31 protein-coding genes are annotated in these 24170 nt (G+C 44.9%); 25 read left to right on the plus strand and 6 right to left on the minus strand.

Features of this window, described 5'->3' with window-relative positions; translation table 11 throughout:
* Positions 1 to 178 precede the first annotated feature (178 nt).
* From KIH43_RS06295 to KIH43_RS06325, 7 genes are read left to right on the plus strand one after another with little or no spacing between them, the layout of a single operon-like run.
* Positions 179 to 1273 (plus strand): VanZ family protein, encoded by a 1095-nt coding sequence (locus KIH43_RS06295; RefSeq protein WP_297718892.1) that lies wholly within the window; start codon positions 179 to 181, stop codon positions 1271 to 1273.
* A 16-nt stretch (positions 1274 to 1289) separates the two neighbouring features.
* Positions 1290 to 1601 carry a ferredoxin gene (locus KIH43_RS06300; RefSeq protein WP_296967851.1) on the plus strand — a complete coding sequence of 104 codons (312 nt, stop codon included), beginning with the start codon at positions 1290 to 1292 and terminating at the stop codon, positions 1599 to 1601.
* Between the two features lie 26 nt (positions 1602 to 1627).
* Positions 1628 to 2341 (plus strand): alpha/beta hydrolase, encoded by a 714-nt coding sequence (locus KIH43_RS06305; RefSeq protein ID WP_296967849.1) that lies wholly within the window; start codon positions 1628 to 1630, stop codon positions 2339 to 2341.
* Between the two features lie 24 nt (positions 2342 to 2365).
* The gene (locus KIH43_RS06310; protein WP_296967847.1) at positions 2366 to 2632 is read left to right on the plus strand and encodes a DUF493 family protein; all 267 of its coding nucleotides are present in this window, start codon (positions 2366 to 2368) and stop codon (positions 2630 to 2632) included.
* A 9-nt stretch (positions 2633 to 2641) separates the two neighbouring features.
* Complete coding sequence (gene lipB, locus KIH43_RS06315) at positions 2642 to 3286, plus strand: lipoyl(octanoyl) transferase LipB (protein ID WP_297718896.1); 645 nt, start codon at positions 2642 to 2644, stop codon at positions 3284 to 3286.
* Positions 3283 to 4293, plus strand: a complete 1011-nt coding sequence (gene lipA / locus KIH43_RS06320; RefSeq protein ID WP_296967843.1) for a lipoyl synthase — start codon at positions 3283 to 3285, stop codon at positions 4291 to 4293. Before lipB ends, lipA begins: the two co-directional genes overlap by 4 nt.
* Positions 4286 to 4870: a hypothetical protein gene (locus tag KIH43_RS06325; RefSeq protein ID WP_297718899.1), complete on the plus strand. Its 585-nt coding sequence runs from the start codon at positions 4286 to 4288 to the stop codon at positions 4868 to 4870. Before lipA ends, KIH43_RS06325 begins: the two co-directional genes overlap by 8 nt.
* 23 nt (positions 4871 to 4893) lie before the next feature.
* On the opposite strand, the gene KIH43_RS06330 is transcribed toward KIH43_RS06325, so the two are convergent.
* Positions 4894 to 5151 (minus strand): accessory factor UbiK family protein, encoded by a 258-nt coding sequence (locus KIH43_RS06330; protein WP_296967839.1) that lies wholly within the window; start codon positions 5149 to 5151, stop codon positions 4894 to 4896.
* 260 nt (positions 5152 to 5411) lie between these two features.
* Here KIH43_RS06330 and KIH43_RS06335 point away from each other — a divergent pair, with 260 nt between their 5' ends.
* The 8 genes from KIH43_RS06335 (at position 5412) to ptsP (ending at position 12965) form a co-directional block, all read left to right on the plus strand.
* On the plus strand, positions 5412 to 6251 hold the full coding sequence (locus KIH43_RS06335; protein ID WP_296967837.1) for a TorF family putative porin: 840 nt from the start codon (positions 5412 to 5414) through the stop codon (positions 6249 to 6251).
* A 25-nt stretch (positions 6252 to 6276) separates the two neighbouring features.
* Entirely contained in the window at positions 6277 to 6615 is a 339-nt protein-coding gene (locus tag KIH43_RS06340; protein WP_011903792.1) for a P-II family nitrogen regulator, read from the plus strand.
* 13 nt (positions 6616 to 6628) lie between these two features.
* On the plus strand, positions 6629 to 8116 hold the full coding sequence (gene amt, locus KIH43_RS06345) for an ammonium transporter (protein WP_296967836.1): 1488 nt from the start codon (positions 6629 to 6631) through the stop codon (positions 8114 to 8116).
* 102 nt (positions 8117 to 8218) lie between these two features.
* Positions 8219 to 9517 carry a glutamate--cysteine ligase gene (gene gshA / locus KIH43_RS06350; RefSeq protein WP_297718903.1) on the plus strand — a complete coding sequence of 433 codons (1299 nt, stop codon included), beginning with the start codon at positions 8219 to 8221 and terminating at the stop codon, positions 9515 to 9517.
* 26 nt (positions 9518 to 9543) lie between these two features.
* Positions 9544 to 10485, plus strand: coding sequence for a glutathione synthase (gene gshB / locus KIH43_RS06355; RefSeq protein ID WP_297718906.1), 942 nt, complete (start codon positions 9544 to 9546; stop codon positions 10483 to 10485).
* A 1-nt stretch (position 10486) separates the two neighbouring features.
* The gene (locus tag KIH43_RS06360; RefSeq protein ID WP_297718909.1) at positions 10487 to 10909 is read left to right on the plus strand and encodes a PTS fructose transporter subunit IIA; all 423 of its coding nucleotides are present in this window, start codon (positions 10487 to 10489) and stop codon (positions 10907 to 10909) included.
* A gap of 32 nt (positions 10910 to 10941) precedes the next feature.
* Positions 10942 to 11211 carry an HPr family phosphocarrier protein gene (locus KIH43_RS06365; RefSeq protein ID WP_296967261.1) on the plus strand — a complete coding sequence of 90 codons (270 nt, stop codon included), beginning with the start codon at positions 10942 to 10944 and terminating at the stop codon, positions 11209 to 11211.
* Positions 11212 to 11213: 2 nt separating this feature from the next.
* Entirely contained in the window at positions 11214 to 12965 is a 1752-nt protein-coding gene (ptsP, locus tag KIH43_RS06370; RefSeq protein ID WP_297718912.1) for a phosphoenolpyruvate--protein phosphotransferase, read from the plus strand.
* Positions 12966 to 12976: 11 nt separating this feature from the next.
* On the opposite strand, the gene KIH43_RS06375 is transcribed toward ptsP, so the two are convergent.
* From KIH43_RS06375 to gpmA, 3 genes are read right to left on the minus strand one after another with little or no spacing between them, the layout of a single operon-like run.
* The gene (locus KIH43_RS06375; RefSeq protein WP_297718915.1) at positions 12977 to 13729 is read right to left on the minus strand and encodes a HesA/MoeB/ThiF family protein; all 753 of its coding nucleotides are present in this window, start codon (positions 13727 to 13729) and stop codon (positions 12977 to 12979) included.
* 16 nt (positions 13730 to 13745) lie between these two features.
* Complete coding sequence (locus KIH43_RS06380; protein ID WP_297718918.1) at positions 13746 to 15179, minus strand: S41 family peptidase; 1434 nt, start codon at positions 15177 to 15179, stop codon at positions 13746 to 13748.
* Between the two features lie 7 nt (positions 15180 to 15186).
* A complete protein-coding gene (gpmA, locus tag KIH43_RS06385; RefSeq protein WP_297718922.1) occupies positions 15187 to 15876 on the minus strand; it encodes a 2,3-diphosphoglycerate-dependent phosphoglycerate mutase in 690 nt (229 codons plus the stop codon).
* Positions 15877 to 15898: 22 nt separating this feature from the next.
* Between gpmA and KIH43_RS06390 the strand changes: the two genes are divergently transcribed.
* The 4 genes from KIH43_RS06390 to KIH43_RS06405 are packed head-to-tail and all read left to right on the plus strand — an operon-like array spanning position 15899 to position 18165.
* Positions 15899 to 16312 carry a rhodanese-like domain-containing protein gene (locus tag KIH43_RS06390; protein ID WP_296967271.1) on the plus strand — a complete coding sequence of 138 codons (414 nt, stop codon included), beginning with the start codon at positions 15899 to 15901 and terminating at the stop codon, positions 16310 to 16312.
* Between the two features lie 7 nt (positions 16313 to 16319).
* Positions 16320 to 16574: a glutaredoxin 3 gene (gene grxC, locus KIH43_RS06395; RefSeq protein WP_297718926.1), complete on the plus strand. Its 255-nt coding sequence runs from the start codon at positions 16320 to 16322 to the stop codon at positions 16572 to 16574.
* A gap of 19 nt (positions 16575 to 16593) precedes the next feature.
* Positions 16594 to 17118: a protein-export chaperone SecB gene (secB, locus tag KIH43_RS06400; protein WP_297718929.1), complete on the plus strand. Its 525-nt coding sequence runs from the start codon at positions 16594 to 16596 to the stop codon at positions 17116 to 17118.
* 24 nt (positions 17119 to 17142) lie between these two features.
* Positions 17143 to 18165, plus strand: a complete 1023-nt coding sequence (locus KIH43_RS06405) for an NAD(P)H-dependent glycerol-3-phosphate dehydrogenase (RefSeq protein WP_297718932.1) — start codon at positions 17143 to 17145, stop codon at positions 18163 to 18165.
* A gap of 19 nt (positions 18166 to 18184) precedes the next feature.
* On the opposite strand, the gene trmL is transcribed toward KIH43_RS06405, so the two are convergent.
* On the minus strand, positions 18185 to 18655 hold the full coding sequence (gene trmL, locus KIH43_RS06410; RefSeq protein ID WP_297718934.1) for a tRNA (uridine(34)/cytosine(34)/5-carboxymethylaminomethyluridine(34)-2'-O)-methyltransferase TrmL: 471 nt from the start codon (positions 18653 to 18655) through the stop codon (positions 18185 to 18187).
* A 22-nt stretch (positions 18656 to 18677) separates the two neighbouring features.
* Positions 18678 to 19424 (minus strand): ComF family protein, encoded by a 747-nt coding sequence (locus KIH43_RS06415; RefSeq protein ID WP_297718937.1) that lies wholly within the window; start codon positions 19422 to 19424, stop codon positions 18678 to 18680.
* Between the two features lie 23 nt (positions 19425 to 19447).
* Here KIH43_RS06415 and KIH43_RS06420 point away from each other — a divergent pair, with 23 nt between their 5' ends.
* From KIH43_RS06420 to KIH43_RS06440, 6 genes are all read left to right on the plus strand, one after another.
* The gene (locus KIH43_RS06420; RefSeq protein ID WP_297718940.1) at positions 19448 to 20236 is read left to right on the plus strand and encodes a methyltransferase domain-containing protein; all 789 of its coding nucleotides are present in this window, start codon (positions 19448 to 19450) and stop codon (positions 20234 to 20236) included.
* A 193-nt stretch (positions 20237 to 20429) separates the two neighbouring features.
* Complete coding sequence (gene coxB, locus KIH43_RS06425; RefSeq protein WP_297718943.1) at positions 20430 to 21587, plus strand: cytochrome c oxidase subunit II; 1158 nt, start codon at positions 20430 to 20432, stop codon at positions 21585 to 21587.
* A gap of 44 nt (positions 21588 to 21631) precedes the next feature.
* Positions 21632 to 23251, plus strand: coding sequence for a cytochrome c oxidase subunit I (gene ctaD / locus KIH43_RS06430; protein WP_296967288.1), 1620 nt, complete (start codon positions 21632 to 21634; stop codon positions 23249 to 23251).
* Complete coding sequence (locus tag KIH43_RS08915; RefSeq protein WP_366069227.1) at positions 23151 to 23366, plus strand: cytochrome oxidase small assembly protein; 216 nt, start codon at positions 23151 to 23153, stop codon at positions 23364 to 23366. The genes ctaD and KIH43_RS08915 overlap by 101 nt, the downstream gene beginning before the upstream one ends.
* 14 nt (positions 23367 to 23380) lie before the next feature.
* Positions 23381 to 23965, plus strand: a complete 585-nt coding sequence (locus KIH43_RS06435; RefSeq protein WP_296967290.1) for a cytochrome c oxidase assembly protein — start codon at positions 23381 to 23383, stop codon at positions 23963 to 23965.
* Positions 23962 to 24156 carry a DUF2970 domain-containing protein gene (locus KIH43_RS06440; RefSeq protein ID WP_297718946.1) on the plus strand — a complete coding sequence of 65 codons (195 nt, stop codon included), beginning with the start codon at positions 23962 to 23964 and terminating at the stop codon, positions 24154 to 24156. Before KIH43_RS06435 ends, KIH43_RS06440 begins: the two co-directional genes overlap by 4 nt.
* Positions 24157 to 24170 lie beyond the last annotated feature (14 nt).

Consider the following 24170-nt stretch of genomic DNA (forward strand, 5'->3'; position numbering starts at 1 on the left):
AGATGTGTATAAGAGACAGGTTTGTTTGTGGGCAATGCGCGCTACCGGGTCGATCAACTCTCCAGCGCGCCAACGTTCTAGGAGATCATCATTGGTAGATCTCGTCTCAGCAACACGTTCTAGGATGCAATTAGCAGTCATTTCGCCATTGTAGAAAGGTCTGACCTAGAATTGTGGAATGGATGCAAATGATCAACGTCCTCGTAAATTGATTTGGCCCTTGCAAGCGATGCCTCTTGCTCGAGTGATGAGTCTTACTTACGCTATTTTGATCCTTTATATCAGCCTAAACCCATTTGATTTTGACTTGAAGAACGGAATTGCTGCATGGGCTTGGCTTGATGCGCCCTTGCCACGTTTTATTACTCTTTTTGATGTGTTGGTAAACGTTTTGGCGTATATCCCTTTTGGGTTTTTGCTCGTATTCGCTAGTTTTCCGCGTTGGCGTAACTATGCTGCCTTAAGTATGGCCATTGGCCTTAGTGCAATATTGGCATTCGGTGTAGAAACTTTACAGTCTTGGATTCCTACTCGTATACCGAGTTTGATGGATTGGTGGGCCAATGTATTTGGTGGCTTGCTTGGTGGTCTGCTGGCTATTCCTTTGGGGCCGCAATGGCTCTCTGGAACGGCGATTAGACGAAGATTTGACCAATGGTTTGGTATGAATTGGACGATATGTGCCCTTTTTCTCTTATTTCCATGGTCACAAATCTATCCGCAGAGCTCTTGGTTGGGGGTTGGCGTTTGGGGGCATGTCATCTTTGGCCCAATTGATTGGGGTACTACGGTAATGAATCATGTCCTTCAAGAGACGTTGATTACGATGTTATGTTGGTTAGGCGTAGCCCTTTTGCTTTCATTGGGTATGCGAAGTAAAGCACCTCAATGGCAGATTTTGAATGGCCTCTTGGGTTTTACGGTGTTAATCAAAATAGTATTTACAGCCCTGCAGTTTGGCTGGGTATTTAGTTTGAATTGGCTGACCGCAGGGGCGTTTTGGGGGATGCTTATGGCAATAGCCTTACTACGGTGGGCATTGCAACTGAAAACAGCGGTAAAGCAGTTCTTAGCGATTTTTTGTCTTGTATCGGCCACTATAGCCATTAATGTCATGCCAGATAATCCTTACTTCATTCTCACTTTACGTTATTGGCAGCAAGGGCGCTTATTACACTTTAATGAGTTGATGCAGTGGGTCTCAATCATTTGGTTACCATTAGCAACCATTTGGATGGTTTTTAAATTAACCAGCAAGAAATCGATACTTTGATGAATATAATTTTTGTATGAGCTTCTCACACCATTTATTTTTTTGCTTAAACCAACGTAGCAATGGCGATGATTGTTGTGATCGGCATAATGCATTTGCGTTGTTCGAGTACGCCAAGAATCGAGTGCGAGAACTTGGTTTGGCAGGCCCCGGAAAGATCCGTGTTAACAAAGCAGGATGCCTGGATCGTTGCGCACAAGGTCCAGTGTTGGTGATATATCCAGAGGGTGTGTGGTACACCATGGTTGATCAAGAGGATGTAGAAGAGATTATTCAATCTCATCTTATAAAAGGGCTCCCAGTTAAGCGACTGCAGTTAGATAGTTAACAAATATTGCGTTTTAGGATGTGTTTATGAATAGCCGTACAAAAGTAATCCATATTGAGGGCATAGTGGGTGCAATGGAGATGTCCATTGATCTCCCGGATGAATTAAAGTCCGACCCCACATTTGCAGTCCGGGGTTTAGCTTTGGTTGCACATCCTCATCCATTAATGGGTGGCACGATGGATAACAAGGTTGCACAAACGATGGCTCGCGCATTTAATCAATTGGGTTATGTGAGTGTGCGCCCTAATTTTCGGGGGGTAGGTGGGACTGCTGGAGTTCATGATGATGGCGTAGGCGAATTAGAGGACCTATTGCATGTGACGGAGTGGATGCAAACCCCCTCTAGCTGGACTCAATTTGATGCCACTGCGTCACAGTCATGGATACATTCAGCCAATACATTGCCTTTGGTGGTATCTGGTTTTTCTTTTGGCAGTTTTGTTGGCAGTCACTTGGTTCAAAGATTGGCCGAGCTTGGTCGTCCTGCTGAACGTTTGGTGATGGTGGGTAGCGCTGCAGGTAAATGGACTTTAGCCCAAGTGCCTACAGACACGATCTTGATTCACGGCGAATTGGATGAAACTATTCCTTTGATTGATGTATTGGATTGGGCGCGCCCACAAGAATTGACAGTTCAAGTGGTGCCTGGAGCCGACCATTTTTTTCATCGCCGACTTCATTGCATTCGGAATATCATCACTGGTGCTTGGTTGGGTATGCCCGATCACCGCAAGTAAGAATAAACCATTCAAACAAAACTTATGGCCGAAGAAAAATCACTTATTGAGTATCCCTCGCTCTTCCCAATCAAAGTCATGGGGAAAAATATTCCTGAATATTTGCCTGCGATTGTGCATATTGCGAAACAGTTTGATCCGACGTTCGATGAGGCTAAGGTTGAGCAAAGGCCATCAAAGGATGGAAATTATTTGGGCATCACATTGCCAATTACGGCGACAAGTCGAGAGCAACTCGATGAGCTCTATCGCACTCTCTCAACCCATCCGTTGGTGAGTATTGTTCTCTAACGAGAGTTCATGACCATTCTGGTAAAAAATCTTGGTCTGGTTGAGTATGCAGCAACCTATGAAGCTATGCGTGCATTTACGCAAGAACGTAATAGTCAAACTCCAGATGAGATTTGGGTTTTAGAGCATCCACCTGTCTTTACTTTAGGTTTGGCAGGCGATGCAAGTAATTTGCATTCCCCAACGAATCAAATTCCTATGGTGCAAGTTGATCGGGGTGGTGAGATTACCTATCATGGCCCAGGACAAATCGTGGTTTATTTATTGCTTGATTTAAGGCGATTGGGAATTTTTGTAAAAGAATTGGTTTTGCGAATAGAGCAGTCATTAATTGACACTTTGTCAGAGTACGGGATACAGGCTGAACGCAAGACTGGTGCTCCGGGTATTTATGTTTCTAAACAGTCAGGTATTGCCGAGAAATGGCATGGAGCGAAAATTGCCGCTTTAGGTCTCAAGGTATCAAAAAGCTGCTCTTATCATGGCCTTGCCTTAAATGTAGCTACCGATCTAGAAGCTTTTGGGCGTATCCACCCCTGTGGTTATGAGGGTTTAAAGACTGCGGATATGCAAACCCTTGGGATCAGGGACAATATGGGCTCTATCAGCCTAAAGCTCATCGCGCATCTGCAAAAACAATTAATACCATCATGACAAGCAATAAGGTCGACAACCAGCAGGCTATTCAAGAGCGTCAAGATCTTGAATATGACGCCACTCGCAAACAAAAGTCGAGCGAAAAGACGGCGCGTATACCGATCAAAATTGTTCCTCTTGCAGAAGTTCTTAAAAAGCCTGACTGGATTCGAGTAAAAGCGGCCTCAGGAAATTCTCGCTTTACAGAAATTAAAAAGATTTTGCGTGAAAACGAATTGGTCACCGTCTGTGAAGAAGCAAGTTGTCCCAATATCGGTGAATGTTTTGGTAAAGGCACAGCAACTTTTATGATCATGGGTGATAAGTGCACACGCCGTTGCCCATTTTGTGATGTTGGTCACGGAAGACCAGATCCTTTAGATGAAAAGGAGCCAGGAAATTTGGCTCGGACTATCGCTGCTCTGAAGTTAAATTACGTTGTTATTACTAGCGTTGATCGGGATGATTTGCGAGATGGCGGCGCCATGCATTATGTGGATTGCATTAGACAGTCGCGTGATTTGTCGCCTAGCACGCGGATAGAAGTTCTGGTGCCAGATTTTCGTGGGCGTTTGGACAAAGCGCTGGATATTTTTGCTGAGTATGCACCTGCAGGTTTGCCAGATGTGATGAATCACAATCTGGAAACGGTTCCACGTTTATATAAACAAGCTCGACCTGGTGCGGATTACCTTCACTCTTTAAAACTACTCAAAGATTTTAAAGAGCGTTTCCCACACATACCTACTAAGAGTGGCTTGATGGTTGGCTTAGGAGAGACGGACGAAGAAATACTTGAAGTGATGAAAGATATGCGTGAGCACAATATCGACATGCTGACGATCGGCCAATATCTTGCACCTTCTGGTCATCATCTTCCAGTAACTCGTTATGTTCATCCTGATGTATTCAAGATGTTTGAAGAAAAGGCTTATGAAATGGGCTTCTCGCATGCTGCTGTGGGCGCAATGGTTCGCTCTAGCTATCATGCTGATCAGCAAGCGCACGGAGCTGGGGTTGTCTAAAACAGGATGCAAGGCTTGGGTATGTCTCGTTGCATTTACCCTACTGATCGCATGTAGTCCGACATTAAATTGGCGGACAGTGCAGTCGCCTGAGCAAAAATACACTGCGCTTTTTCCGGGAAAGCCAGATAAGTTAGAGCGTCAAATCCCCTTTCAAGATCAAGAGCTCAAGCAGGCGCTCGATGCCGTGAAGGTTGACGGCGACATTTATTCCATTACTTCGATGAGAATTTTGCCAAATCAATCTCACTTGGCTCAGAGTGTCCTCGAGCAATTGCAGAATAATTTGCTAAACCATGCGAAAGTATCTGGAGGTCAATTTTCGACAGAGGATGCTTACTATCAAACTGCTGCGAATCAACGCATGCCTACCAAGGATTACTTCATCGCCTTTAAAGCGAATGGCACAGCTTTGCAAACAATGAGAGTGCGCTGGATATCTCGCCCTAGTAACAATGGGGGGATAATGATTTATCAGGTATCCGTTTTAAACTCAAAAGCAAATACTGAAGATGTAAAAGCAACGCTATCTAAAGAAGAGTACGCAAACTTCTTTAATGAATTTCATCCAGAATAAAACGTAATCTTCTATTGAATCGTTTATTGAGATTTTTCTAGGGCGGCGACTTTTGCTTCAAGTGCTTCTAGTTTTTCTCTGGTCTTTGCGAGTACTTTAGTTTGTAATTCAAATTCCTCACGCGTCACCAGATCCATTTTTTGGAATCCTTGATTCATCATCGCGCGCACATTTTTTTCAATTTCTTGCGCAGGTGAGTTGCGAATTGCTTCGCCCACTTTGTTTTGCATGTCATTGGCAATACGCTGGATTTGCTCGAAAATTTCGCCTGGTTTTTGCATGGTGGGCATTTCTAAAGGGTTGGAAGTTGTAAAAAACACACAGAGTCTTATTTTAATTTGGGTGCTCAAAATTGGTGTAACAGGCATAAAACGTCCAAAATCCCCAGAAATTCACAAGAAGGGTGCAGCAATTTGCACCAAAATGGTGCTATAGCATTATTACGGTGAATTCGAGCAAATTCCCATTTTTGGCAAACCTCATGATCACTCCATGCATTAGGCATTTTCCCTTTTTGATAACAGAGCACAAGGAGTAATACATGAAAACATTACATAAGACAGCATTATCAGCCGCCGCAGCAGCTTTATTAGCCGGTATGGTTTGTACGCCTGCTTTTGCAGCGGACACCCCACAAGATTCCGAAGCAGCTGGTAACCCAATTGCAGCGAACGTTACAGTGGTAAATGATTACCGCTATCGTGGTATCTCTCAAACAAACTTTAAGCCAGCTATTCAGGGCGGCTTTGATTACGCGCATGAAAGCGGTTTCTACATTGGTAACTGGAACAGCACCATTAGCTGGATTTCTGATGCTGCAACTACTGGTGGTTACAACGTTTCAGCACCGATCGAAATGGACTTTTATGCAGGCTTTAAGAAAGAGTTGATTGGTGAAGGCTTTGCTTCGGATCTTGGTGTGCTCCAGTACTACTATCCAACTTCTGGATTGCCAAGCGGTGCAACCAATCCAAACACCACTGAAATTTACGCTGCACAAAACTACACTTTTGGCCCTTTAACTGGTTTCGTGAAATTTTCATATGCAGTGACTAACATTTTCGGCTTTGCAAACTCTAGCGGTTCTTACTACCCAGATTTGACAGCGAACTATGACACTGGTGTTTGGGGTTTATCAGTGAATGCACACGTGGGTTACCAAAAGATTGCTGGTCAGAATGTGATTGCTGGCGTTCCAACAGCTAGCTATACCGATTGGAAGCTTGGTTTAACTAAAGATTTTGGAGGCGGTTTGTCTCTTGCTGCTGCATACATTGGCACCAATGCGGCGAAGAGTGGCAGTACCTATGCTTATTCAAGCCCAACAGGAAAAAATTTGGGTGGTTCAACAGGTATCGTCTCGCTCACCAAAACTTTCTAATTTCCACTTCTAATCGGAGAACCATATGAAATTAATCACCGCAATCATCAAGCCATTCAAGCTTGACGAAGTGCGCGAAGCTCTCTCGGAAGTGGGAGTTTCGGGCATTACCGTTACTGAAGTGAAAGGCTTTGGTCGTCAGAAAGGTCACACTGAGTTGTATCGTGGGGCTGAGTATGTTGTTGATTTTTTACCGAAAGTAAAAATTGAAGCTGCTGTTGAAGATGGCATCTTAGAGCGTGCGATTGAAGCAATTGAAAAATCAGCACGCACAGGCAAGATTGGTGATGGCAAGATTTTTGTCTCACCCGTCGAGCATGTCATACGTATTCGTACCGGTGAAACCGGTGCTTCAGCACTTTAAAGAGAGGTTCAAAATGTTAACTTGGATGAAACGACTCGTAGCTGGTGGAGCGATGGCTTTAGCTATTGGCGCTACCGGTGTGATAGCCACTTCACCAGCACATGCTGCTGATGAGGCTAAAAAACCAGCAGTAACTGCTCCAGCGGCTACACCAGCTGCGGCAGAGCCTGCGCCTATTCTTTGCTCTGAAAAGTGCAATAAGGCTGATACCGCATGGATACTGATCAGTACCGCATTGGTCATCATGATGACCATTCCTGCGTTAGGTTTGTTCTACGGCGGTTTAGTACGCAGTAAAAATATTCTTTCTGTACTGGCGCAGACTCTAGTGATCTTTTCGCTCATTATTGTGTTGTGGTCCATCTATGGATACAGCATTGCCTTTACAGAAGGGGGAGCATTTTTTGGCGGCTTTGACAGGTTATTCTTGGCTGGCATTACCCCAGATACTGCTGCAGCAACATTTAGCAAAGGTGTAGTAATTCCAGAATTTGCTTTTGCAGCCTTCCAAGGTGCATTTGCTGCAATTACTGTCGCGTTGATCATTGGTGCATTTACAGAGCGTGTGAAGTTCTCTGCTGTGCTCTTATTTGCGATCATTTGGTTTACCTTTAGCTACCTACCGATTGCTCACATGGTTTGGTTCTGGCCTGGTCCTGATGCATTTACGGATGCGGCTGCAGCAGAAAAAGCAGTTGCAGCATCTGGCTGGTTATTCCAAAAAGGCGCTCTGGATTTTGCTGGCGGTACTGTAGTACATATCAACGCTGCTATTGCTGGTCTAGTTGGCTCCTATGTCGTTGGTAAGCGTATCGGTTACGGTAAAGAAGCGATGAAGCCACATAACCTGACATTCACATGGATTGGTGCATCTTTATTGTGGGTGGGTTGGTTTGGCTTTAATGCTGGATCTGCTCTTGAGGCAAGTGGTGGCGCAGCATTGGCATTCGTCAATACATTGCTCGCAACCGCAGCTGCAGTAGTGACATGGACTTTGGTTGAATGGATTTTCAAGAAAAAGCCTTCAATCTTAGGTGCAGCATCTGGAGCAGTTGCAGGTCTGGTTGCAGTAACTCCTGCAGCAGGTTTCGTTGGTGTAGTTGGTGCCTTGATCATTGGTTTGATTGCTGGCATCGTTTGCTACTGGGGCGTGACTGGCCTTAAGAAAATCCTTGGCGCTGACGATAGCTTGGATGTGTTTGGTGTCCACGGCGTAGGCGGTATTTCTGGTGCATTGTTGACCGGTGTATTTGCTGATCCAGCATTAGGCGGCACAGGAGTTTGGGACTATGTGGCTAATGCGGTTACCCCTGACTACTCTATTGCCTCACAAGTTTGGATCCAATTTCAAGCAGTAGCAACGACATTGATCTGGTCTGGCGTTGTAGCGTTTATCGCCTACAAACTGGTTGATATTGTGATTGGCTTACGCGTGAAAGAGGAAGAAGAGCGCGAAGGCTTGGATATCAGCTCACATGGTGAGTCTGCATACGAGTCTTAATCTTTCGATTAACCCCTCATTAGGCGGCCTATAGGCTGTCTAGTTTCCAGCGCGGGATCTCAGGATCCCGCGTTTTTCTTTTAATAATCTTACAATGGGAACATGGTCCCACATCTCATTACAGCCCTTAGCGGTCCTTTGCTCGAATTGGAGTCAAAGGTCCTTGAAGCAACCCCAACTATAGAGCGCTGGTTTAGGCTTGAATGGCAAGAACATACCCCGCCTTTTTACTGCTCAGTAGATCTGCGTAATGCGGGTTTTAAATTAGCCCCAGTAGATACCAACTTATTCCCTGGAGGGTTTAATAATCTCTCGCCGCAGATGTTGCCTTTAGCAGTTCAGGCTGCAATGGCCGCGATTGAGAAAATCTGCCCAGAGGCAAAAAATCTGTTGCTGATTCCTGAGCGTCACACTCGCAATACTTTTTATCTGCAAAACATTGCGCGCCTTTCTTCTATCTTGCGACAAGCGGGACTGAATGTCCGCCTGGGTACTTTTTCTGACGATATTAAAAAACCTACTTGGATTGAGTTGCCAGATGGCAATCGTCTATTGATGGAGCCCTTATCTCGTTTAGGTCTAAAAAAGCAACGTTTGGGTTTGAAAGATTTTGATCCTTGCTCAATTTTGCTCAACAATGATTTATCTGCAGGTATTCCGCCAATTTTAGAAAACCTGCATGAGCAATATTTACTGCCAGGGCTCCATGCTGGGTGGCATGTACGTCGCAAGTCTAATCATTTTGCTGCCTACGAGGAGGTGGCCAAGAAATTTGCCAAAGTCGTTGATATCGATCAGTGGATGATTAATCCATACTTCACCAGTTGCTCTAATATTAATTTTCATGAGCGCAAAGGTGAGGAAGAGTTGCAGGCGGCGGTTGAGCAAGTTTTGAAAAAGACGGCTAAGAAATACCGCGAATATGGCATCAAAGAAAAGCCATATGCGGTTGTGAAGGCTGATGCAGGAACGTATGGCATGGGCGTCATGGTTGTAAACGATCCAGCGCAACTAAAGGGGCTCAATCGTAAAGACCGCAACAAGATGAGTGTTGTGAAAGAAGGTTTAGAAGTTAGTGACGTGCTAATTCAAGAAGGTGTTTATACCTTTGAGAAAGTGAACGAAGCGGTTGCTGAACCAGTCGTTTATATGATTGACCGTTATGTCATCGGCGGGTTCTATCGTGTTCATACCGATCGCGGCCCCGATGAAAATCTCAATGCTCCGGGCATGCATTTTGTGCCATTGGCTTTTGAGCAAAATTCAATGCCAGATTTAGGGGCAAAGCCTGGTAGCGCAGCGCCGAATCGTTTCTATCTCTATGGTGTAGTGGCCCGTTTGGCTCTGTTGGCTGCCTCTCTAGAGCTTGAGAGAACCGATCCCGATATGGAAATAGCGTAATCATCTTCTTAATTTGATAGTCAAATATGGAGCTTCTATTTATTGCTGACCCTTTGGAATCTTTCAAGATTCAGAAAGATTCCACTCTAGCGATGATGCGGGTTGCACAAGAGGCTGGTCACCAACTTTGGTTCTGTCAAAGTCGCAATATCCTCTGGAAAGAGAATGCAGTAGTTGCCGATTGCCAATCTTTAAGACTTTTACCTAGCCATTCTTCTTGGTTTGAGTTAGGTGCAATCGAAACACGAGCGCTCAATACATTTACAGCGGTTCTCATGCGAACAGATCCGCCATTTGATATTGAATATTTGAATACAACATGGCTCTTGTCAGCAGCACAAAGACAAGGAGCAAAGATCATTAATGACCCTGGCGCAGTGCGCGATCACTCTGAAAAATTATCTATCACTGAATTTCCAGAGCTCATTCCGCCCACATTGGTCACGCGCGAGCTTAGTGCTGTGGAAGATTTTCATCGCACCCATCAGGATATTGTGATTAAACCCCTAGATGGTATGGGCGGCATGGGCGTGTTTCGAGTGGGCGCTGATGGTCTTAATCTTGCCAGCATTATTGAAACCTTGGGTGAGAATGGTTCGAGAACGCTGATGGTTCAACGTTTTTTACCTGAAATTGCGCAGGGTGATAAACGTGTATTACTCATTGGTGGCGAGGTTGTGCCTTTTGCTTTAGCGCGCATTCCTCAGGGCAGCGAAATTCGTGGCAATTTGGCGGCGGGGGGTAAAGGGGTAGCTATGCCTCTGAGTGCTAGCGAGAGAAAAGTGGCTGAAAAATTGGCTCCCATTTTGAACCAGCGCGGTTTATTCTTAGTGGGATTAGATTTAATTGGTGGCTATCTGACGGAGATTAATGTCACTAGCCCCACTTGTTTTGTTGAAATTACTGCGCAAAGTAATTTTGATGTTCCGCAGTTTTGGTTGAAGGCCCTCGAGAGGACATTGTCATAACATGGCTGGAATCGTAATCGTTGCACATACTCCTATTGCTAGCGCAATGTTAAGTTTTGCTGAGCATACATTTGGATTGGTGCCAGAGCGTGTAAGGGCAGTAGATATTCCACCTCACGAAGACATTAAGGCGAGTTTCGATCGCGTTCTGAAGGCAGCATATGGCGTAAATGCGGGGAATGGGGTCTTAATATTGACGGATGTGATGGGCGCAACACCAGCCAATGTGGCAACCAAGCTTGAGACTTTGGGGCCACTTTCTGGATTAAATGCACCAGTAATTGTGTTGGCAGGTTTAAATCTCCCGATGTTGATGCGTTGCATTTCCCATCGCGGAGAGGATTTAGAAGAGATTGCTAAAAAAGCCCTTGCTGGTGGACAGCATGGCATTTTGCGTTTGGGTGTGAAAGTAGATCAGGAATAGATCAACAATGATGGCAAAAAGCGGAGAAAGTAATGCCGGTTGCAGAGATTGAGATTATTAATAAGTTAGGCCTGCATGCCAGGGCATCAGCAAAGTTGTCCCAATTGGCGGCACAGTTTCCTTGTGAAATATTTTTGTCACGAAATGGGCGTCAAATTAATGCCAAGAGCATTATGGGCGTCATGATGTTAGCAGCTGGAATTGGTAGTACCGTAACCTTAGAGACGGTTGGAGAAAGAGCGGACGAGGCTATGGAGGCCTTAACGGCATTAATCAATGATCGCTTTGGAGAGGGCGAGTAAGCATGACTTTTGCTTTGCACGGAATCCCGGTATCCAAGGGCATTGCTATTGGCAAAGCAGTTTTGATATCTCGTGCAGCCTTAGAAGTAAGTCATTACTTAGTTGAGCCTGGAAAAGAACAAGCAGAGGCCCAAAAACTCTTAGATGCTTTCCAACAAGTCCGCCTTGAATTAGATCAATTGCGAATGGCATTACCCAAAGATGCTCCTCAGGAGATGGGTGCATTCTTGGATGTTCACGCTCTCATCTTGGCAGATCCTGCTTTGGCAGAGAAGCCGATCAAGCTGATTCACACTCAAAGATTAAATGCCGCATGGGCTTTGACCACAGAGTTAAATGACCTACTAGAGCAATTTGCAGAGATTGAAGATCCTTATTTAAAAGAGCGTGCCAATGACATTCGTCAGGTTGCTGAGCGCGTTATTAAGGCGCTCAATGCTCAAAAAGGCTCGCATCCAGAAACTGAATTTTTACCTTCAGGTGATATGGAAGTGGAGTCCATTATTGTGGCTCACGATATTGCCCCTCACGATATGCTGCGCTTTAAAGAGCATGCATTTATTGGGTTTGTGACAGATCTAGGCGGCAAGACATCTCACACCGCCATTGTTGCTCGTAGCATGGAAATACCCGCTGTTGTTGGGGTGCGTCATGCCAGTGAAATGATTCGTCATGGGGATTGGTTGATTCTCGATGGCGAGCAGGGCGTTGTGGTAGTGGCGCCTGATGAGCAGTTGTTGGCCGAGTATCGTAAGTTACAGACTCAAGTGAGCAAAGAAGCTCGCAAGTTGCAGCAATTAAAGCATGCAAAAACTGAAACTTTGGATAGAGTAGATATTGAATTATTTGCCAATATCGAATTGCCAGAAGATGCGGAGCAAGCGGTAAAGCTAGGTGCTGTAGGCGTCGGTTTATTTCGATCTGAATTTTTATTCATGGATCGCAAGCAAGCGTTACCTGATGAAGAGCAGCAATATCAAGAGTATCGTCGCGTAGTTGATTTAATGTACGGTTTACCGGTGAATATTAGAACGATCGACGTTGGCGCGGATAAGGCTTTGGGTGCTGGCGGTAGCGATGTTTCCCAGACTGGTACTTCACCCTTGGGCCTTCGCGCTATTCGTTGGTCATTAACTGAACCAGAAATTTTTCTTACCCAATTGCGGGCAATTTTGCGAGCATCTGCTCATGGTCAAGCGCGCATTATGATTCCGATGTTGGCGCATGCTAAAGAGATAGATGAAACCTTCCGGTTGATTGAAAAAGCAAAGCAACAATTAATACAGCGCGGTCAGTCGTTTAATCCAAACATACAGATCGGCGCCATGATTGAAATACCGGCTGCTGCTTTAGTTTTACCTTTGTTTATTGATCGTTTTGATTTTTTGTCTATTGGAACGAATGATTTGATTCAGTACACCTTAGCGATTGATCGTGCAGATCATGCAGTCGCTCATCTGTATGATCCGCTGCACCCAGCAATTTTGAATTTGATGGCAAACATCATTGATCAAGCAAAACGTGCAAATGTACCAATCGCTGTTTGTGGTGAGATGGCGGGTGATCCGACTTTAACGAAGCTGCTTCTAGCGATGGGTTTGACTGACTTCTCAATGCACTTCAGCCAGCTTTTATTGGTTAAGCGTGAAATCTTGCAGGCCAATGTCGGCATGCTAAAGGCCCGCTTCCCTAGAGTTTTAAAAGCCTATGAGCCTGAGGCTCAGGCAAAAGCATTAGAGCGCCTTTTAGCTTAGATCCTGGCCTTTTAGAGGTCTTTGCCGCAGACAGGACAGTCTGGATTGCGAGCGATATGAAGTTGGTCTACTTGTGTGGTGCGTGCATTCCAAAGCAACATGCGTCCCACTAAGGGCTGTCCAAACTGAATGAGCACTTGCAACGCTTGTGCGGCCTGAATAGCTCCAATAATGCCCACTAGCGGAGAAAATATTCCCATGCTTGCACAACTCACTTCTTCAAATGTTTCATCAGGTGAAAAGATGCATGCATAGCATGGTGATTGATGCTGGCGAGGATCAAAAACGGATACCTGACCATCAAAACGAAGAGCAGATCCAGAAACTAAAGGTTTTTGATGTTTGACGCAGCTAGCGTTAATCATCTGCCGTGTTTTGAAGTTATCTGTGCAATCTAAAACAATATCTACGCTAGGCAATAAGTTATCTAAAAGTGATGCATCTGCTTTGGATTGGATAGCATGAACTTGTGTATTGGGGTTTAGTTGATGCAAAAAATGCTTACCAGATTCAACCTTGCTTTTTCCAATCATGGCTTCGCTATGCATGATCTGGCGCTGCAGATTGGTTAGGTCAACCTCATCATGATCTACTAAGGTAATTTGGCCTACCCCGGCAGCCGCTAAATACGGTGCGGCAGCACTCCCTAAGCCACCTGCCCCAATCACCAAGGCATGCGAATTTAATAACTTCTCTTGACCTTCCACATCAATATCCTCAAGCAATAAATGCCTTGAGAAACGAAGTAACTGCGCATCATTCATTTACAGCCTTGAAATCCTATTCAAGCTTGGAGGAAGAGCGTTTTACCGGTTGCCCATTGATAAAGGCAACGGCTTGGGAGAGCATGAAGTCGTCAGCACTTCCGAGTTCAGGAGGCTTCTTATTTTTTTCCTTCTCTTTTTCTTCAGGAGTTTTCTTTGCATTTTTTTCTTCAATGCGTTGCAACTCCTCCAGGCGACGTTGCTCACGTTCTTTGATGAGCTTGTCTTCTGCTGATTGTTTATTGCGAAGATGTTTCTCACTATCAATTTCGCGGGTAATCAGAACGTCATCAGGGTCACCATCTTTGTTCTGATCTACTGGAATATCTGGCTTAATGCCATAAGCTTGAATAGATTTACCGCTAGGTGTGTAGTAATACGCAGTAGTGATTTTCAACGCTGAGTCATTAGTCAAAGGGCGCACTGTTTGCACAGATCCCTTACCAAAAGTAGTCTTGCCAATAATAGTGGCGCGTTTATAGTCTTGCAGTGCGCCTGCCACGATTTCTGAAGCTGACGCTGAATACGCATTGACTAAAACCACCATTGGAAGTTTTTTGTACATGGCTGGAACGCCTGCAAGGGGGTCACCTGGTTCATTGAGGCGATACATTGCTGGCGTTGCGTTGAAGATTTGCTTCGAGTCTGGGGCCTGTCCTTTGGTGGAAACAATCACGGCATCAGCAGGCAGGAAAGCTGCAGCCACACCCACCGCCCCTTGCAATAAACCACCGCCATTGTTGCGTAGATCCAGGATGATGCCTTTCATTTTTGGATCTTGGTTGGCGAGGTCGATTAATTTTTTAGCTAGATCGGGAATGGTGCGTTCTTGAAAGCTGGTAACGCGGACCCAGGCAATATCGTTATCCAAGATTTTGGCTTTAACGGATTGCACTTTGATTTCTGCGCGAGTAATGGTTACAGGAAAGCTTCGCTCTTCACTCTTGCGAAATACCGTCAAAGTAATTTTCGTACCAGGTGTGCCACGCATTGTACGAACTGCTTTATCTAGTGACATGCCGCGCACGGGCTTATCATCGAGTCGTGTAATTAAATCACCAGCTTGGAGGCCAGCACGCGCTGCAGGACTATCTTCAATTGGATTTAATACCTTAACAACACCATCCTCTGAGGTGATTTCAATACCTAGACCGGCAAACTTACCAGAGGTTTGCTCCTGCATTTCAGCAAAGTCTTTTTTATCCAAAAAGGTCGAGTGAGGATCAAGGCTGCTAACCATCCCCTTAACGGCATCGGTTAGTAGTTGCTTATCTTCAATTGGCTCTACATATTCACGCTTGATTTGTGCAAATACATTAGACAGTGTGCGTAGCTCATCTAAAGGAAGCTGGGATCCTTGCTGGGCGGTCGCCGAGAGCTGTATGGTCGCAGCTACACCTGCAATTAAGCCAACAGCGATGAGAGCAAAGTTCTTTAGAAATTGACGCATGTTTTACTTATTCCAAATAAAAGTGTTGAATTGGCTTGAGGTTGTCATCCAATTCATAGACGAGTGGCACACCATTAGGGACATTCACTTCCATGATGGCTTCGTCAGACATTTGATCTAAATATTTGATCAAGGAGCGAATGCTATTGCCATGAGCAACTAGTAATACGCGCTTGTTGGCTTTCAGTGCAGGAGCAATGGATTCGTTCCAAAGTGGAAGAACGCGTTCCACGTTGTCCTTGAGGCATTCTCCTAGAGGTATATCAGCCGCATTTAATTTTGAGTAGCGACTATCGTTCTTAGGATTGCGCTCATCTTCCATTTCTAGCAATGGTGGTCTCACATCATATGAGCGACGCCAAATATGCACTTGCTCATCACCATATTTAGCTGCAGTTTCAGCTTTATTAAGTCCAGTGAGCGCTCCATAGTGGCGTTCATTTAACCGCCAGCTATGCACCACCGGAATCCACATGAGATCCATTGTGTCTTGAACGTTCCAAAGCGTTCGAATGGCGCGTCGTAGCACCGATGTATAGGCAATGTCGAACTCATAACCCGCTTTTTTGAGGTTTGCACCTGCAGTGAGGGCTTGTTCAGCACCTTTGGGGGTTAAGTCAACATCCGCCCATCCAGTAAAGCGGTTTTCAAGGTTCCAGGCGGATTCGCCATGACGAATAAGGACAAGTTGTTTCATAGAGCCATTCTATAATCCGGTGATGAACTTTCTCACGCAAATTGATAATTTAGCGCTAATTGCCCTATTACTTGTTTCGGGCGCAGCGCTTTTCCTGCCTACATTATCTACGCTTATTAGTGGAAAAGGCTTATCGCCCACTGAGGCCACGATTTGGATTAATCGTCGCAAAGCCCATGTTTTGGATTTGCGGACTGAAGAAGCATTCAAAGAAGGGCATTTGCCAGGAGCTAGGTTGGCCAATGCTGCCAATCTTGAGGGAGCCATTGAGGCATTGAAGCTGGATCGTAAAAGACCATTGGTGCTGGTATGTAATACGGGCACCCAGGCTCGTAAGGTCATTACTCAAGTGCAAAAGCTGGGTTTTTCAGAAGTTGGTGTTTTAGAGGGCGGCGTTCAGGCGTGGAAAAGTGCTGCCCTGCCGCTAGTAAAGTAGAGAAGCTATGCCTCAAGTAACGATGTACAGCACGCAAGTTTGCCCATACTGCGTTATGGCTGAGAAGCTATTGATTAAAAAGGGCGTAAACCAGCTAGAAAAGATTTTGATTGATCGAGATCCTTCGCAGCGCGAGATTATGATGAATCGCACTGGGAGAAGAACGGTTCCGCAAATTTATATTGGCGATACTCATGTTGGCGGTTACGATGATCTTGTAGCTTTAGATCGAGCCGGAAAACTGGATCCTTTGTTGGCTTAAAACTGAAAGAAAGTTTGCAATGACAGAAACATCTTCTGCTTCAAATGAGGCGAATACAGAATCTAAAGATCCTTCATTTCGTATTCAGCGCATTTATCTAAAGGATCTCTCCTTAGAGCAGCCTAACGCCCCTGAAATTTTTTTAGTGGCTGCTGAACCCCAAGTACAGATTGAGGTTGATATTGCCGTTAAACCACTTAGTGATGAGCTGTACGAGGTGGTATTGAGTGCAACAATGACAACACGTGTTGATGGCAAAGTACTCTTTTTGATTGAAGCTAATCAGGCTGGTATTTTTGAATTCCAAAATATTCCTGCAGAGCAAATTGATCCAATGTTGGGCATTACTTGCCCAACCATTTTGTTCCCGTACTTACGCTCGAATGTTGCTGACATCATTAGCCGCGCTGGCTTCCAACCTATCCATCTCAATGAAATCAATTTTCATGGCATGTATGAGCATCGTCTGATGCAAGCACAGCAGGCTGCCGGAGAGAAAGCTGACGGCAATGCGAGTGAAAGCAAAATCATTCTCCCCAACTAAAAATTTCAAGCATAGTCACCCACTATGAAAGTGACATTGTTAGGCGCTGGAGCATGGGGAACGGCGATGGCTGTGCAAGCAGCACGTCACCTTCATGCGGAAGATGTGTGCTTATGGTCTCGCAATGCAGAGCAACTGCAAGCAATAGCAAAAAGTGGTGAAAATCATTTATATCTTCCAGGTATCCCGCTTCCTAAAAATTTACTGCTTGAGAGTGATTTTGCAGCAGCGGTAAAGCGATTGGGATCAGATGACCTGCTAGTGATTGCAACCCCAATGTCTGGGCTTGCGCAAACAATGGCGCTAGTGCTTCAGGTTGCGCAGCATCCGCTAAACATTATTTGGCTTTGTAAGGGGTTGGAGCCTGCTACAGCTCTACTACCTCACCAAGTTGTCGAGCGAGAAAATCATTTGCACGGGCGCGGTCTTAAGCATGCTTTTGGCGCATTATCTGGACCGAGTTTTGCCCGTGAAGTTGGGGCAGGGATGCCGTGCGCATTAACCGTGGCAAGCACTAGTGAGCAACTTTGCAAAAGCGTGCAAGCAGCCTTTCATCATGACAATATGCGCGTTTACTCCAGTGATGATTTGGTAGGCGTTGAGTTAGGTGGCGCAGTAAAAAATGTTCTCGCTATCGCAGCAGGCATCGGTGATGGTTTGAAGCTGGGCTTGAATGCGCGAGCAGCAGTGCTTACTCGTGGTTTAGCAGAGATGATGCGATTAGTAAAAGCGGCGGGCGGCAAATCAGAGACATGTATGGGTCTTACTGGTGTGGGCGATCTGATCTTGACGGCAACCGGTGACCTATCCCGTAATCGTCGTGTAGGTCTTGAACTGGCAGCAGGCAAGTCTCTCGATCAAATTCTGTCAAGTTTGGGGCATGTTGCAGAAGGTGTTTTGTGCGCTGCAGCCGTTGGCGATCTTGCAAAACGGTTGAATGTCGATATGCCAATTACAGCGGTAATTGGCGAAGTACTTGCTGCAAAGCTTACCCCTAAAGAGGCATTAAAAAAGCTGATGGGCCGCGACCCAAAAATGGAAGTCTAATTGTCTGGCGGGACTCTGTTTATTTGCCGCCGACCAGTCCGTTTTGTCGCCACGCCTCATACACCACGATAGCTACCGTATTTGATAAATTAAGGCTACGACTGCTATTTTGCATTGCTAATCGCATTTGATTTGTGATCGGAATTGCATTGCGTACCTCATCGGTAATGCCTTTGGTTTCTGAACCAAACACAAAATAGTCGTTAGGCGAGTATTTGCCTTCATGAAATTTACCAGACCCTTTGGTGGTTAATGCAAACAGATGTTGTGGATCCGGCTTTTCATTGCTTAAAAAATCTGACCAATTTGCATGTACCTTAACGCTGGCATATTCGTGATAGTCCAAGCCTGCGCGCCGTAATTTTGCATCTTCCAAGGGAAAGCCTAGGGGTTCGATGAGATGAAGCTTTGCCCCAGTGTTGGCGCAAAGACGAATGATGTTTCCCGTATTTGGCGGAATCTCTGGTTCAAATAAAACAATATTAAACATGCAGCATTTCACTTTTTGCTAGTTATTTACTTAATCTCGTTGCCCTAAGTAGTACCCAATTGATGACACGCTTGACCCCATAGTTTTTGAGGGTGCGCGCAATTTCATTGAGTGTGGCGCCACTCGTCATTACATCATCAAAAACAATTACCGTTTTATTTGCCATTCGATCTATGTATTCCTTCTCAATATAAAACATCCTATGTAGTGCATCTTGCCTTAGCAATAGCGGGGTGCCGGCTTGTTGTTTTGGGTGGTGGTGGCGTTTTAAAGCGCACATGAGTTTTTGTGTAGATTCATGACAATGGAGTTTTCTTGCTATTTCCCAGCTTTGATTGAAGCCACGAGATAGAAGTTTTTGAGTGCTCAGCGGAACTGGTAACAAATAATCAGCGTGTATTGGCTGCATGTACTGTATTTGAACTTGATTCCATGCTTGTGCAAGTCCTCTGGCAAATGCAATACGCTTCTGGTATTTCAATAGATGTAAAGACTCTTGCAAAATGTCGTCATAACGCGCAAGGCAAAATGTTTGATCAAAGAACGGTGGATTTTTTCTACATTGTTCACAGTGTCTCGCCTTAATTTCTTCAAATTGAAGTAATGTGCCACATTGATTGCAGCACTCATATTGACTCAAGCCACTTGCTTTCAATTGATCAAGACATTCATTACAGATGAAGTGACCTTGAAATTGTTGGCAGGCAATACATGCAGTAGGTAGCGCGTATGCACTGATTGATTGCAGAAGATTCGCTAGAAATTGCATGGGGCGCTGAGTATACTGACGCAATGACTGCGCCGATAAGATGGTTACAAGATGAGATTGCAGACCGCATGCTGCAAAAGCTCGATATTGTGAAATTAGATGTTAAAAATATTTTGGTTGTTCCTGACTTCCCAGGAAGCCACTTAAATGCGCTTACAAAACGTTTTCCACGGGCAATCATTCACAGCATCGCAGAAGAAGGCGTTTCTCAATCTCAGTTATGGCGCAAAAAAGCCTTTTCTAATTTACGCACATTATTTAATGCAAACAGCAGTGGATCGATCGCGCAATATCTGAGTTCTGGCAAATTTGATCTTCCTGATAATTCTGTTGATTTAGTGTTTAGCGATCTTTTATTACAAGATCTCGCAGATCCAAAACATTTTTTGTCTGAGTCATGGCGCATTCTCAGAGAGGGCGGCTTAATCGTTTTTAGCTATCTTGGTCCAGATACGGCTAAGGAGCTTCGGTCATTGGCATCAGCACCTTTTCGGTTAAAAAATTTACGCAGTCCATGGGATATGCACGATATGGGTGATGCATTAATGGCAGAACGCTTTTCCGATCCTGTCATGGATATGGAGTACTTAACCCTGGATTATGAGAAGCCAGAGCTCTTGGTGGCCGATATTGAAGCAATGAATCTAGGCGTAGTTGTCGATGCAAGTAGCTTGGACCCCTCTCTATTGCCTCAAAAATTGACCTTAGAGGTGGTTTACGGGCATGCCTGGGCGCTTGGTAAACACCTTTCAAAGGCACAAAACAATCTTGCTTATATTGATCTAAATCAAATTGGACGCAAGACTAGGTAATACACTGCTTAAGTGTAAGTGCTCACTATCATTTAAACCTTGACCAAGATTGGCTGTGGGTGGGTTATCCCTGTTTGTTGTTGAGCCTAATTCACCCTATAATCTCGGCAGTAAGTATTGGCTTGAGACCGCATTTTGAGCATTTTGTGGCATTTTTTTGCTGCTGTGCTCATGACAATCAACAGAGAATAAGATGAATTTATTTGGAAAAGTCACTAGGGCATCGCTCTATTTCGTAGCAGCATTCGGTACTGCTTTTGCATATGCAGCTGAAAATATGCCTGGCGGACCAGCAGTAAACCAGCTGAATTTCCCCGCCCCTGCCACCAAAATCATGCAAGAAATCCATTGGTTGCATTGGATGATGTTGGCGATTTGCGCACTTATTTTCGTGGGCGTGTTTGGTGTCATGTTTTATTCGATTCTCAAGCACCGCAAATCACTCGGTCATAAATCTGCTTCATTTCATGAAAGCACAACCGTTGAAATTATTTGGACAGTCATTCCGCTGTTGATCGTGATTGGTATGGCATTGCCAGCGACCAAAACTGTTGTAGCAATGAAAGACACCACTAACTCTGATATCACTATTAAGACAACTGGATATCAGTGGAAATGGGGTTATGACTACATTAAAGGTGAAGGCGAAGGTATTAGCTTTTTATCTACCCTATCTACTTCACGTGAAGCCATTAACAATCTCGCACCTAAATCAAATACGTATTTGATGGAAGTAGATAACGAATTGGTTGTGCCTGTTGGCAAAAAAATTCGTTTAATTACAACTGCAAATGATGTAATTCATGCATGGACTATTCCTGCGTTTGGCGTAAAGCAAGATGCGATTCCTGGATTCGTGCGTGATACTTGGTTCAAAGCAGAAACCATCGGTACATTCCGCGGCCAGTGTTCAGAGCTTTGCGGAGCTGAGCATGCTTTTATGCCTATCGTTGTTAAAGTGGTATCGCAAGATGATTACACCGCTTGGGTTGCTCAAAAGAAAAAAGAGATGGGTGCTGGCGGCGATGACCCTTCTAAGGTTTACTCCTTGGATGAGCAAAAAGAGCGTGGTGCAAAAGTTTATGCAGCTAACTGTGCAGCATGTCACCAACCAAATGGCAAAGGTGCTGGCGCATTCCCAGCGTTGGATGGCAGCAAACTGGTTCTCGGTCCTAAGGCGGGCCAATTCAACATCCTCATCAATGGCAAAGGCGCTATGCCGAAGTGGGCTGGCGTAATCTCTGATGGTGATATTGCTGCAGTAATGACCTATACACGTAATGCTTGGGGTAATAAGACGGGTGAAGTGATTCAGACCCAAGAAATTATTACTGCACGCGGCGGCAAATAATTCAACACATTCGATAAACAGATAAAACGAAACCGGAGCAATCCATGAGCACTATCTCCACTACTCACGATCACGCACACGATCACGCGCACGATGATCACATGCCACACGGCTGGCGTCGTTGGTTGTTTGCAACTAACCATAAAGACATCGGCACGATGTACTTGATCTTTTCATTCGTCAGCTTGCTAGCTGGTGGTGTGATGGCTTTGGGCATTCGTTTGGAATTATTCCAGCCAGGCCTTCAATATTTGCGCCCAGAGTTCTTCAATCAATTGACCACTATGCATGGTTTGGTGATGGTGTTCGGTGCAATCATGCCGGCCTTCGTAGGTTTTGCTAACTGGATGGTGCCATTGCAAATTGGCGCATCCGATATGGCCTTTGCTCGTATGAATAATTTCAGCTTCTGGATTCTTCCAGTGGCCGCAACATTGTTATTGAGCTCTTTCTTGGTTCCTGGCGGCGCCCCTTCAGGCGGTTGGACGATTTACGCTCCATTGACTTCACAAATGGGCCCTGGCATGGATATGGCGATTTTCTCGCTCCATTTATTGGGCGCCTCTTCGATCATGGGCTCAATCAACATCATTGTGACCATTTTGAATATGCGCGCTCCTGGCATGACATTAATGAAGATGCCAATGTTCTGCTGGACTTGGTTGATCACTGCTTACTTGTTGATTGCTGTGATGCCTGTGTTGGCTGGCGCGATCACCATGGTTCTGACTGACCGTCATTTCGGCACTTCATTCTTCTCCGCTGTGGGTGGTGGTGACCCAATCATGTTCCAGCATATTTTCTGGTTCTTTGGTCACCCTGAGGTTTACATCATGATTCTTCCTGCGTTTGGAATCATTAGCGAGATCGTTCCTGCTTTCTCCAGAAAAACTTTGTTTGGCTACAGCTCAATGGTCTATGCAACCGCATCGATTGCGATTTTGTCATTCATTGTTTGGGCTCACCACATGTTTGCAACAGGTATGCCTGTTACCGGCCAATTGTTCTTCATGTACGCAACAATGTTGATTGCTGTTCCAACCGGCGTGAAGATCTTCAACTGGGTTGCGACAATGTGGAAGGGTTCAATGACTTTTGAAACCCCAATGTTGTGGTCGATTGGATTTATCTTCGTTTTCACAATGGGCGGTTTCACAGGTTTGATTTGCGCCATGGCGCCTATCGATATTGGTATTCAAGATACCTATTATGTTGTTGCCCACTTCCACTATGTATTGGTTGCTGGTTCATTGTTTGCAATGTTTGCTGGCTTCTACTACTGGTGTCCTAAGTGGACTGGCTATATGGCTAGTGAAACTCGTGGCAAGATCCATTTTTGGGCTTCCATGATTTTCTTCAACATTACCTTCTTCCCGATGCATTTCTTGGGATTGGCTGGTATGCCACGTCGTTATGCTGACTACCCAACACAGTTTGCCGATTTCAACATGATTGCTTCTATCGGCGCTCTAGGTTTTGGTTTGTCGCAGGTTTACTTCTTGCTTTTTGTTGTATTGCCTGCCTACCGCGGTCAAGGTGAAAAAGCGCCGATGAAGCCATGGGATGGCGCTAAAGGGTTGGAGTGGACCGTTCCTTCCCCTGCCCCGCACCACACTTTTGAAACTCCGCCTAGCGCTGAGCAGCTGCGTGAAGCAGGAGTCTAATTCTTCAAATAAACAAACCCTAGCTGCGAGTAACCGCAGGATGGGGTTTGTGCTTTTGAGTATTGTGATTACCTTTTTTATTGGCATTGTGATTAAACGGAGCATGTTGGGTTAATACCTGCGATTGCTATGGTTGCTACACAGTCACTTAATCGTCAAATTTTGATCAAGCTCTTAATTGCAGCGGTGATGATGTTTGGCTTTGGTTATGCGCTAGTGCCAATGTATAAGGCTTTGTGTGAAGTCACCGGTATTAATGTAGTGACCAATAAAAACGATTATGGAATTAGGGCATTCAGTCCTAACAAGGTGGGTAATACTCAAGTGAACTATGCTCGCACAGTCACAATTGAATTTGACTCAAATAGTCGTGGCCCATTTACATTTAAGCCGGTAAAAAATTTTTTAGAAGTGCATCCTGGCGAAATGACCGAGATTGTTTATGAAGTAACGAATAATCAAAATCGTTCAGTGCGTGCTCAGGCTATACCTAGTTACGCACCAAAGAGTGCAACAGAGTTTTTTACCAAATTAGAATGTTTTTGTTTTCAAGAGCAAACATTAGCGGCCAACGAAACAAAAAAAATGCCAGTTGTGTTTGTGATTGATGCAGGATTGCCAGATGATGTGAAAACAATCACCTTGTCTTACACTTTCTTTGAGCTGGGATTGGGTGGAACTCCACCAGCCCCTAAGCCAAGGTTGGCATCATGAAGAAAAAGAGTACTTTTATGCAGTCTATGAAAGCCGTGTTGTGGGGCTTTTTGGGTGTGCGTAAGAAAGCAGGTTTGCAGGAAGATGTTGCGTCATTAAGTTTTGTACACATTATTATTGCGGGTGTTGTTGGAGCCTTAATTTTTATGGCTGTCCTGCTCTTGATAGTGAAAGCAGTTGTATCCCATTGATTATTTTTTGATTG

Source organism: Polynucleobacter sp. (assembly GCF_018500155.2).
GTDB lineage: Bacteria > Pseudomonadota > Gammaproteobacteria > Burkholderiales > Burkholderiaceae > Polynucleobacter.

Excerpts from the sequence above, each read along its gene's own strand:
- gshA (WP_297718903.1), top strand. The coding sequence starts at position 8,219 with ATGGTCCCACATCTCATTACAGCCCTTAGCGGTCCTTTGCTCGAATTG.
- KIH43_RS06440 (WP_297718946.1), top strand. The coding sequence starts at position 23,962 with ATGAAGAAAAAGAGTACTTTTATGCAGTCTATGAAAGCCGTGTTGTGG.
- ptsP (WP_297718912.1), top strand. The coding sequence starts at position 11,214 with ATGACTTTTGCTTTGCACGGAATCCCGGTATCCAAGGGCATTGCTATT.
- ctaD (WP_296967288.1), top strand. The coding sequence starts at position 21,632 with ATGAGCACTATCTCCACTACTCACGATCACGCACACGATCACGCGCAC.
- KIH43_RS06380 (WP_297718918.1), bottom strand. The coding sequence starts at position 15,179 with ATGCGTCAATTTCTAAAGAACTTTGCTCTCATCGCTGTTGGCTTAATT.
- KIH43_RS06360 (WP_297718909.1), top strand. The coding sequence starts at position 10,487 with ATGGCTGGAATCGTAATCGTTGCACATACTCCTATTGCTAGCGCAATG.
- KIH43_RS06335 (WP_296967837.1), top strand. The coding sequence starts at position 5,412 with ATGAAAACATTACATAAGACAGCATTATCAGCCGCCGCAGCAGCTTTA.
- amt (WP_296967836.1), top strand. The coding sequence starts at position 6,629 with ATGTTAACTTGGATGAAACGACTCGTAGCTGGTGGAGCGATGGCTTTA.
- KIH43_RS06435 (WP_296967290.1), top strand. The coding sequence starts at position 23,381 with ATGGTTGCTACACAGTCACTTAATCGTCAAATTTTGATCAAGCTCTTA.
- secB (WP_297718929.1), top strand. The coding sequence starts at position 16,594 with ATGACAGAAACATCTTCTGCTTCAAATGAGGCGAATACAGAATCTAAA.
- KIH43_RS06330 (WP_296967839.1), bottom strand. The coding sequence starts at position 5,151 with ATGCAAAAACCAGGCGAAATTTTCGAGCAAATCCAGCGTATTGCCAAT.
- KIH43_RS06405 (WP_297718932.1), top strand. The coding sequence starts at position 17,143 with ATGAAAGTGACATTGTTAGGCGCTGGAGCATGGGGAACGGCGATGGCT.
- gshB (WP_297718906.1), top strand. The coding sequence starts at position 9,544 with ATGGAGCTTCTATTTATTGCTGACCCTTTGGAATCTTTCAAGATTCAG.
- KIH43_RS06415 (WP_297718937.1), bottom strand. The coding sequence starts at position 19,424 with ATGCAATTTCTAGCGAATCTTCTGCAATCAATCAGTGCATACGCGCTA.
- KIH43_RS06310 (WP_296967847.1), top strand. The coding sequence starts at position 2,366 with ATGGCCGAAGAAAAATCACTTATTGAGTATCCCTCGCTCTTCCCAATC.
- trmL (WP_297718934.1), bottom strand. The coding sequence starts at position 18,655 with ATGTTTAATATTGTTTTATTTGAACCAGAGATTCCGCCAAATACGGGA.
- KIH43_RS06340 (WP_011903792.1), top strand. The coding sequence starts at position 6,277 with ATGAAATTAATCACCGCAATCATCAAGCCATTCAAGCTTGACGAAGTG.
- KIH43_RS06295 (WP_297718892.1), top strand. The coding sequence starts at position 179 with ATGGATGCAAATGATCAACGTCCTCGTAAATTGATTTGGCCCTTGCAA.
- lipA (WP_296967843.1), top strand. The coding sequence starts at position 3,283 with ATGACAAGCAATAAGGTCGACAACCAGCAGGCTATTCAAGAGCGTCAA.
- KIH43_RS08915 (WP_366069227.1), top strand. The coding sequence starts at position 23,151 with ATGGCGCTAAAGGGTTGGAGTGGACCGTTCCTTCCCCTGCCCCGCACC.
- KIH43_RS06390 (WP_296967271.1), top strand. The coding sequence starts at position 15,899 with ATGAACTTTCTCACGCAAATTGATAATTTAGCGCTAATTGCCCTATTA.
- KIH43_RS06420 (WP_297718940.1), top strand. The coding sequence starts at position 19,448 with ATGACTGCGCCGATAAGATGGTTACAAGATGAGATTGCAGACCGCATG.
- coxB (WP_297718943.1), top strand. The coding sequence starts at position 20,430 with ATGAATTTATTTGGAAAAGTCACTAGGGCATCGCTCTATTTCGTAGCA.
- KIH43_RS06300 (WP_296967851.1), top strand. The coding sequence starts at position 1,290 with ATGAGCTTCTCACACCATTTATTTTTTTGCTTAAACCAACGTAGCAAT.
- lipB (WP_297718896.1), top strand. The coding sequence starts at position 2,642 with ATGACCATTCTGGTAAAAAATCTTGGTCTGGTTGAGTATGCAGCAACC.
- grxC (WP_297718926.1), top strand. The coding sequence starts at position 16,320 with ATGCCTCAAGTAACGATGTACAGCACGCAAGTTTGCCCATACTGCGTT.
- KIH43_RS06305 (WP_296967849.1), top strand. The coding sequence starts at position 1,628 with ATGAATAGCCGTACAAAAGTAATCCATATTGAGGGCATAGTGGGTGCA.
- KIH43_RS06375 (WP_297718915.1), bottom strand. The coding sequence starts at position 13,729 with ATGAATGATGCGCAGTTACTTCGTTTCTCAAGGCATTTATTGCTTGAG.
- gpmA (WP_297718922.1), bottom strand. The coding sequence starts at position 15,876 with ATGAAACAACTTGTCCTTATTCGTCATGGCGAATCCGCCTGGAACCTT.
- KIH43_RS06365 (WP_296967261.1), top strand. The coding sequence starts at position 10,942 with ATGCCGGTTGCAGAGATTGAGATTATTAATAAGTTAGGCCTGCATGCC.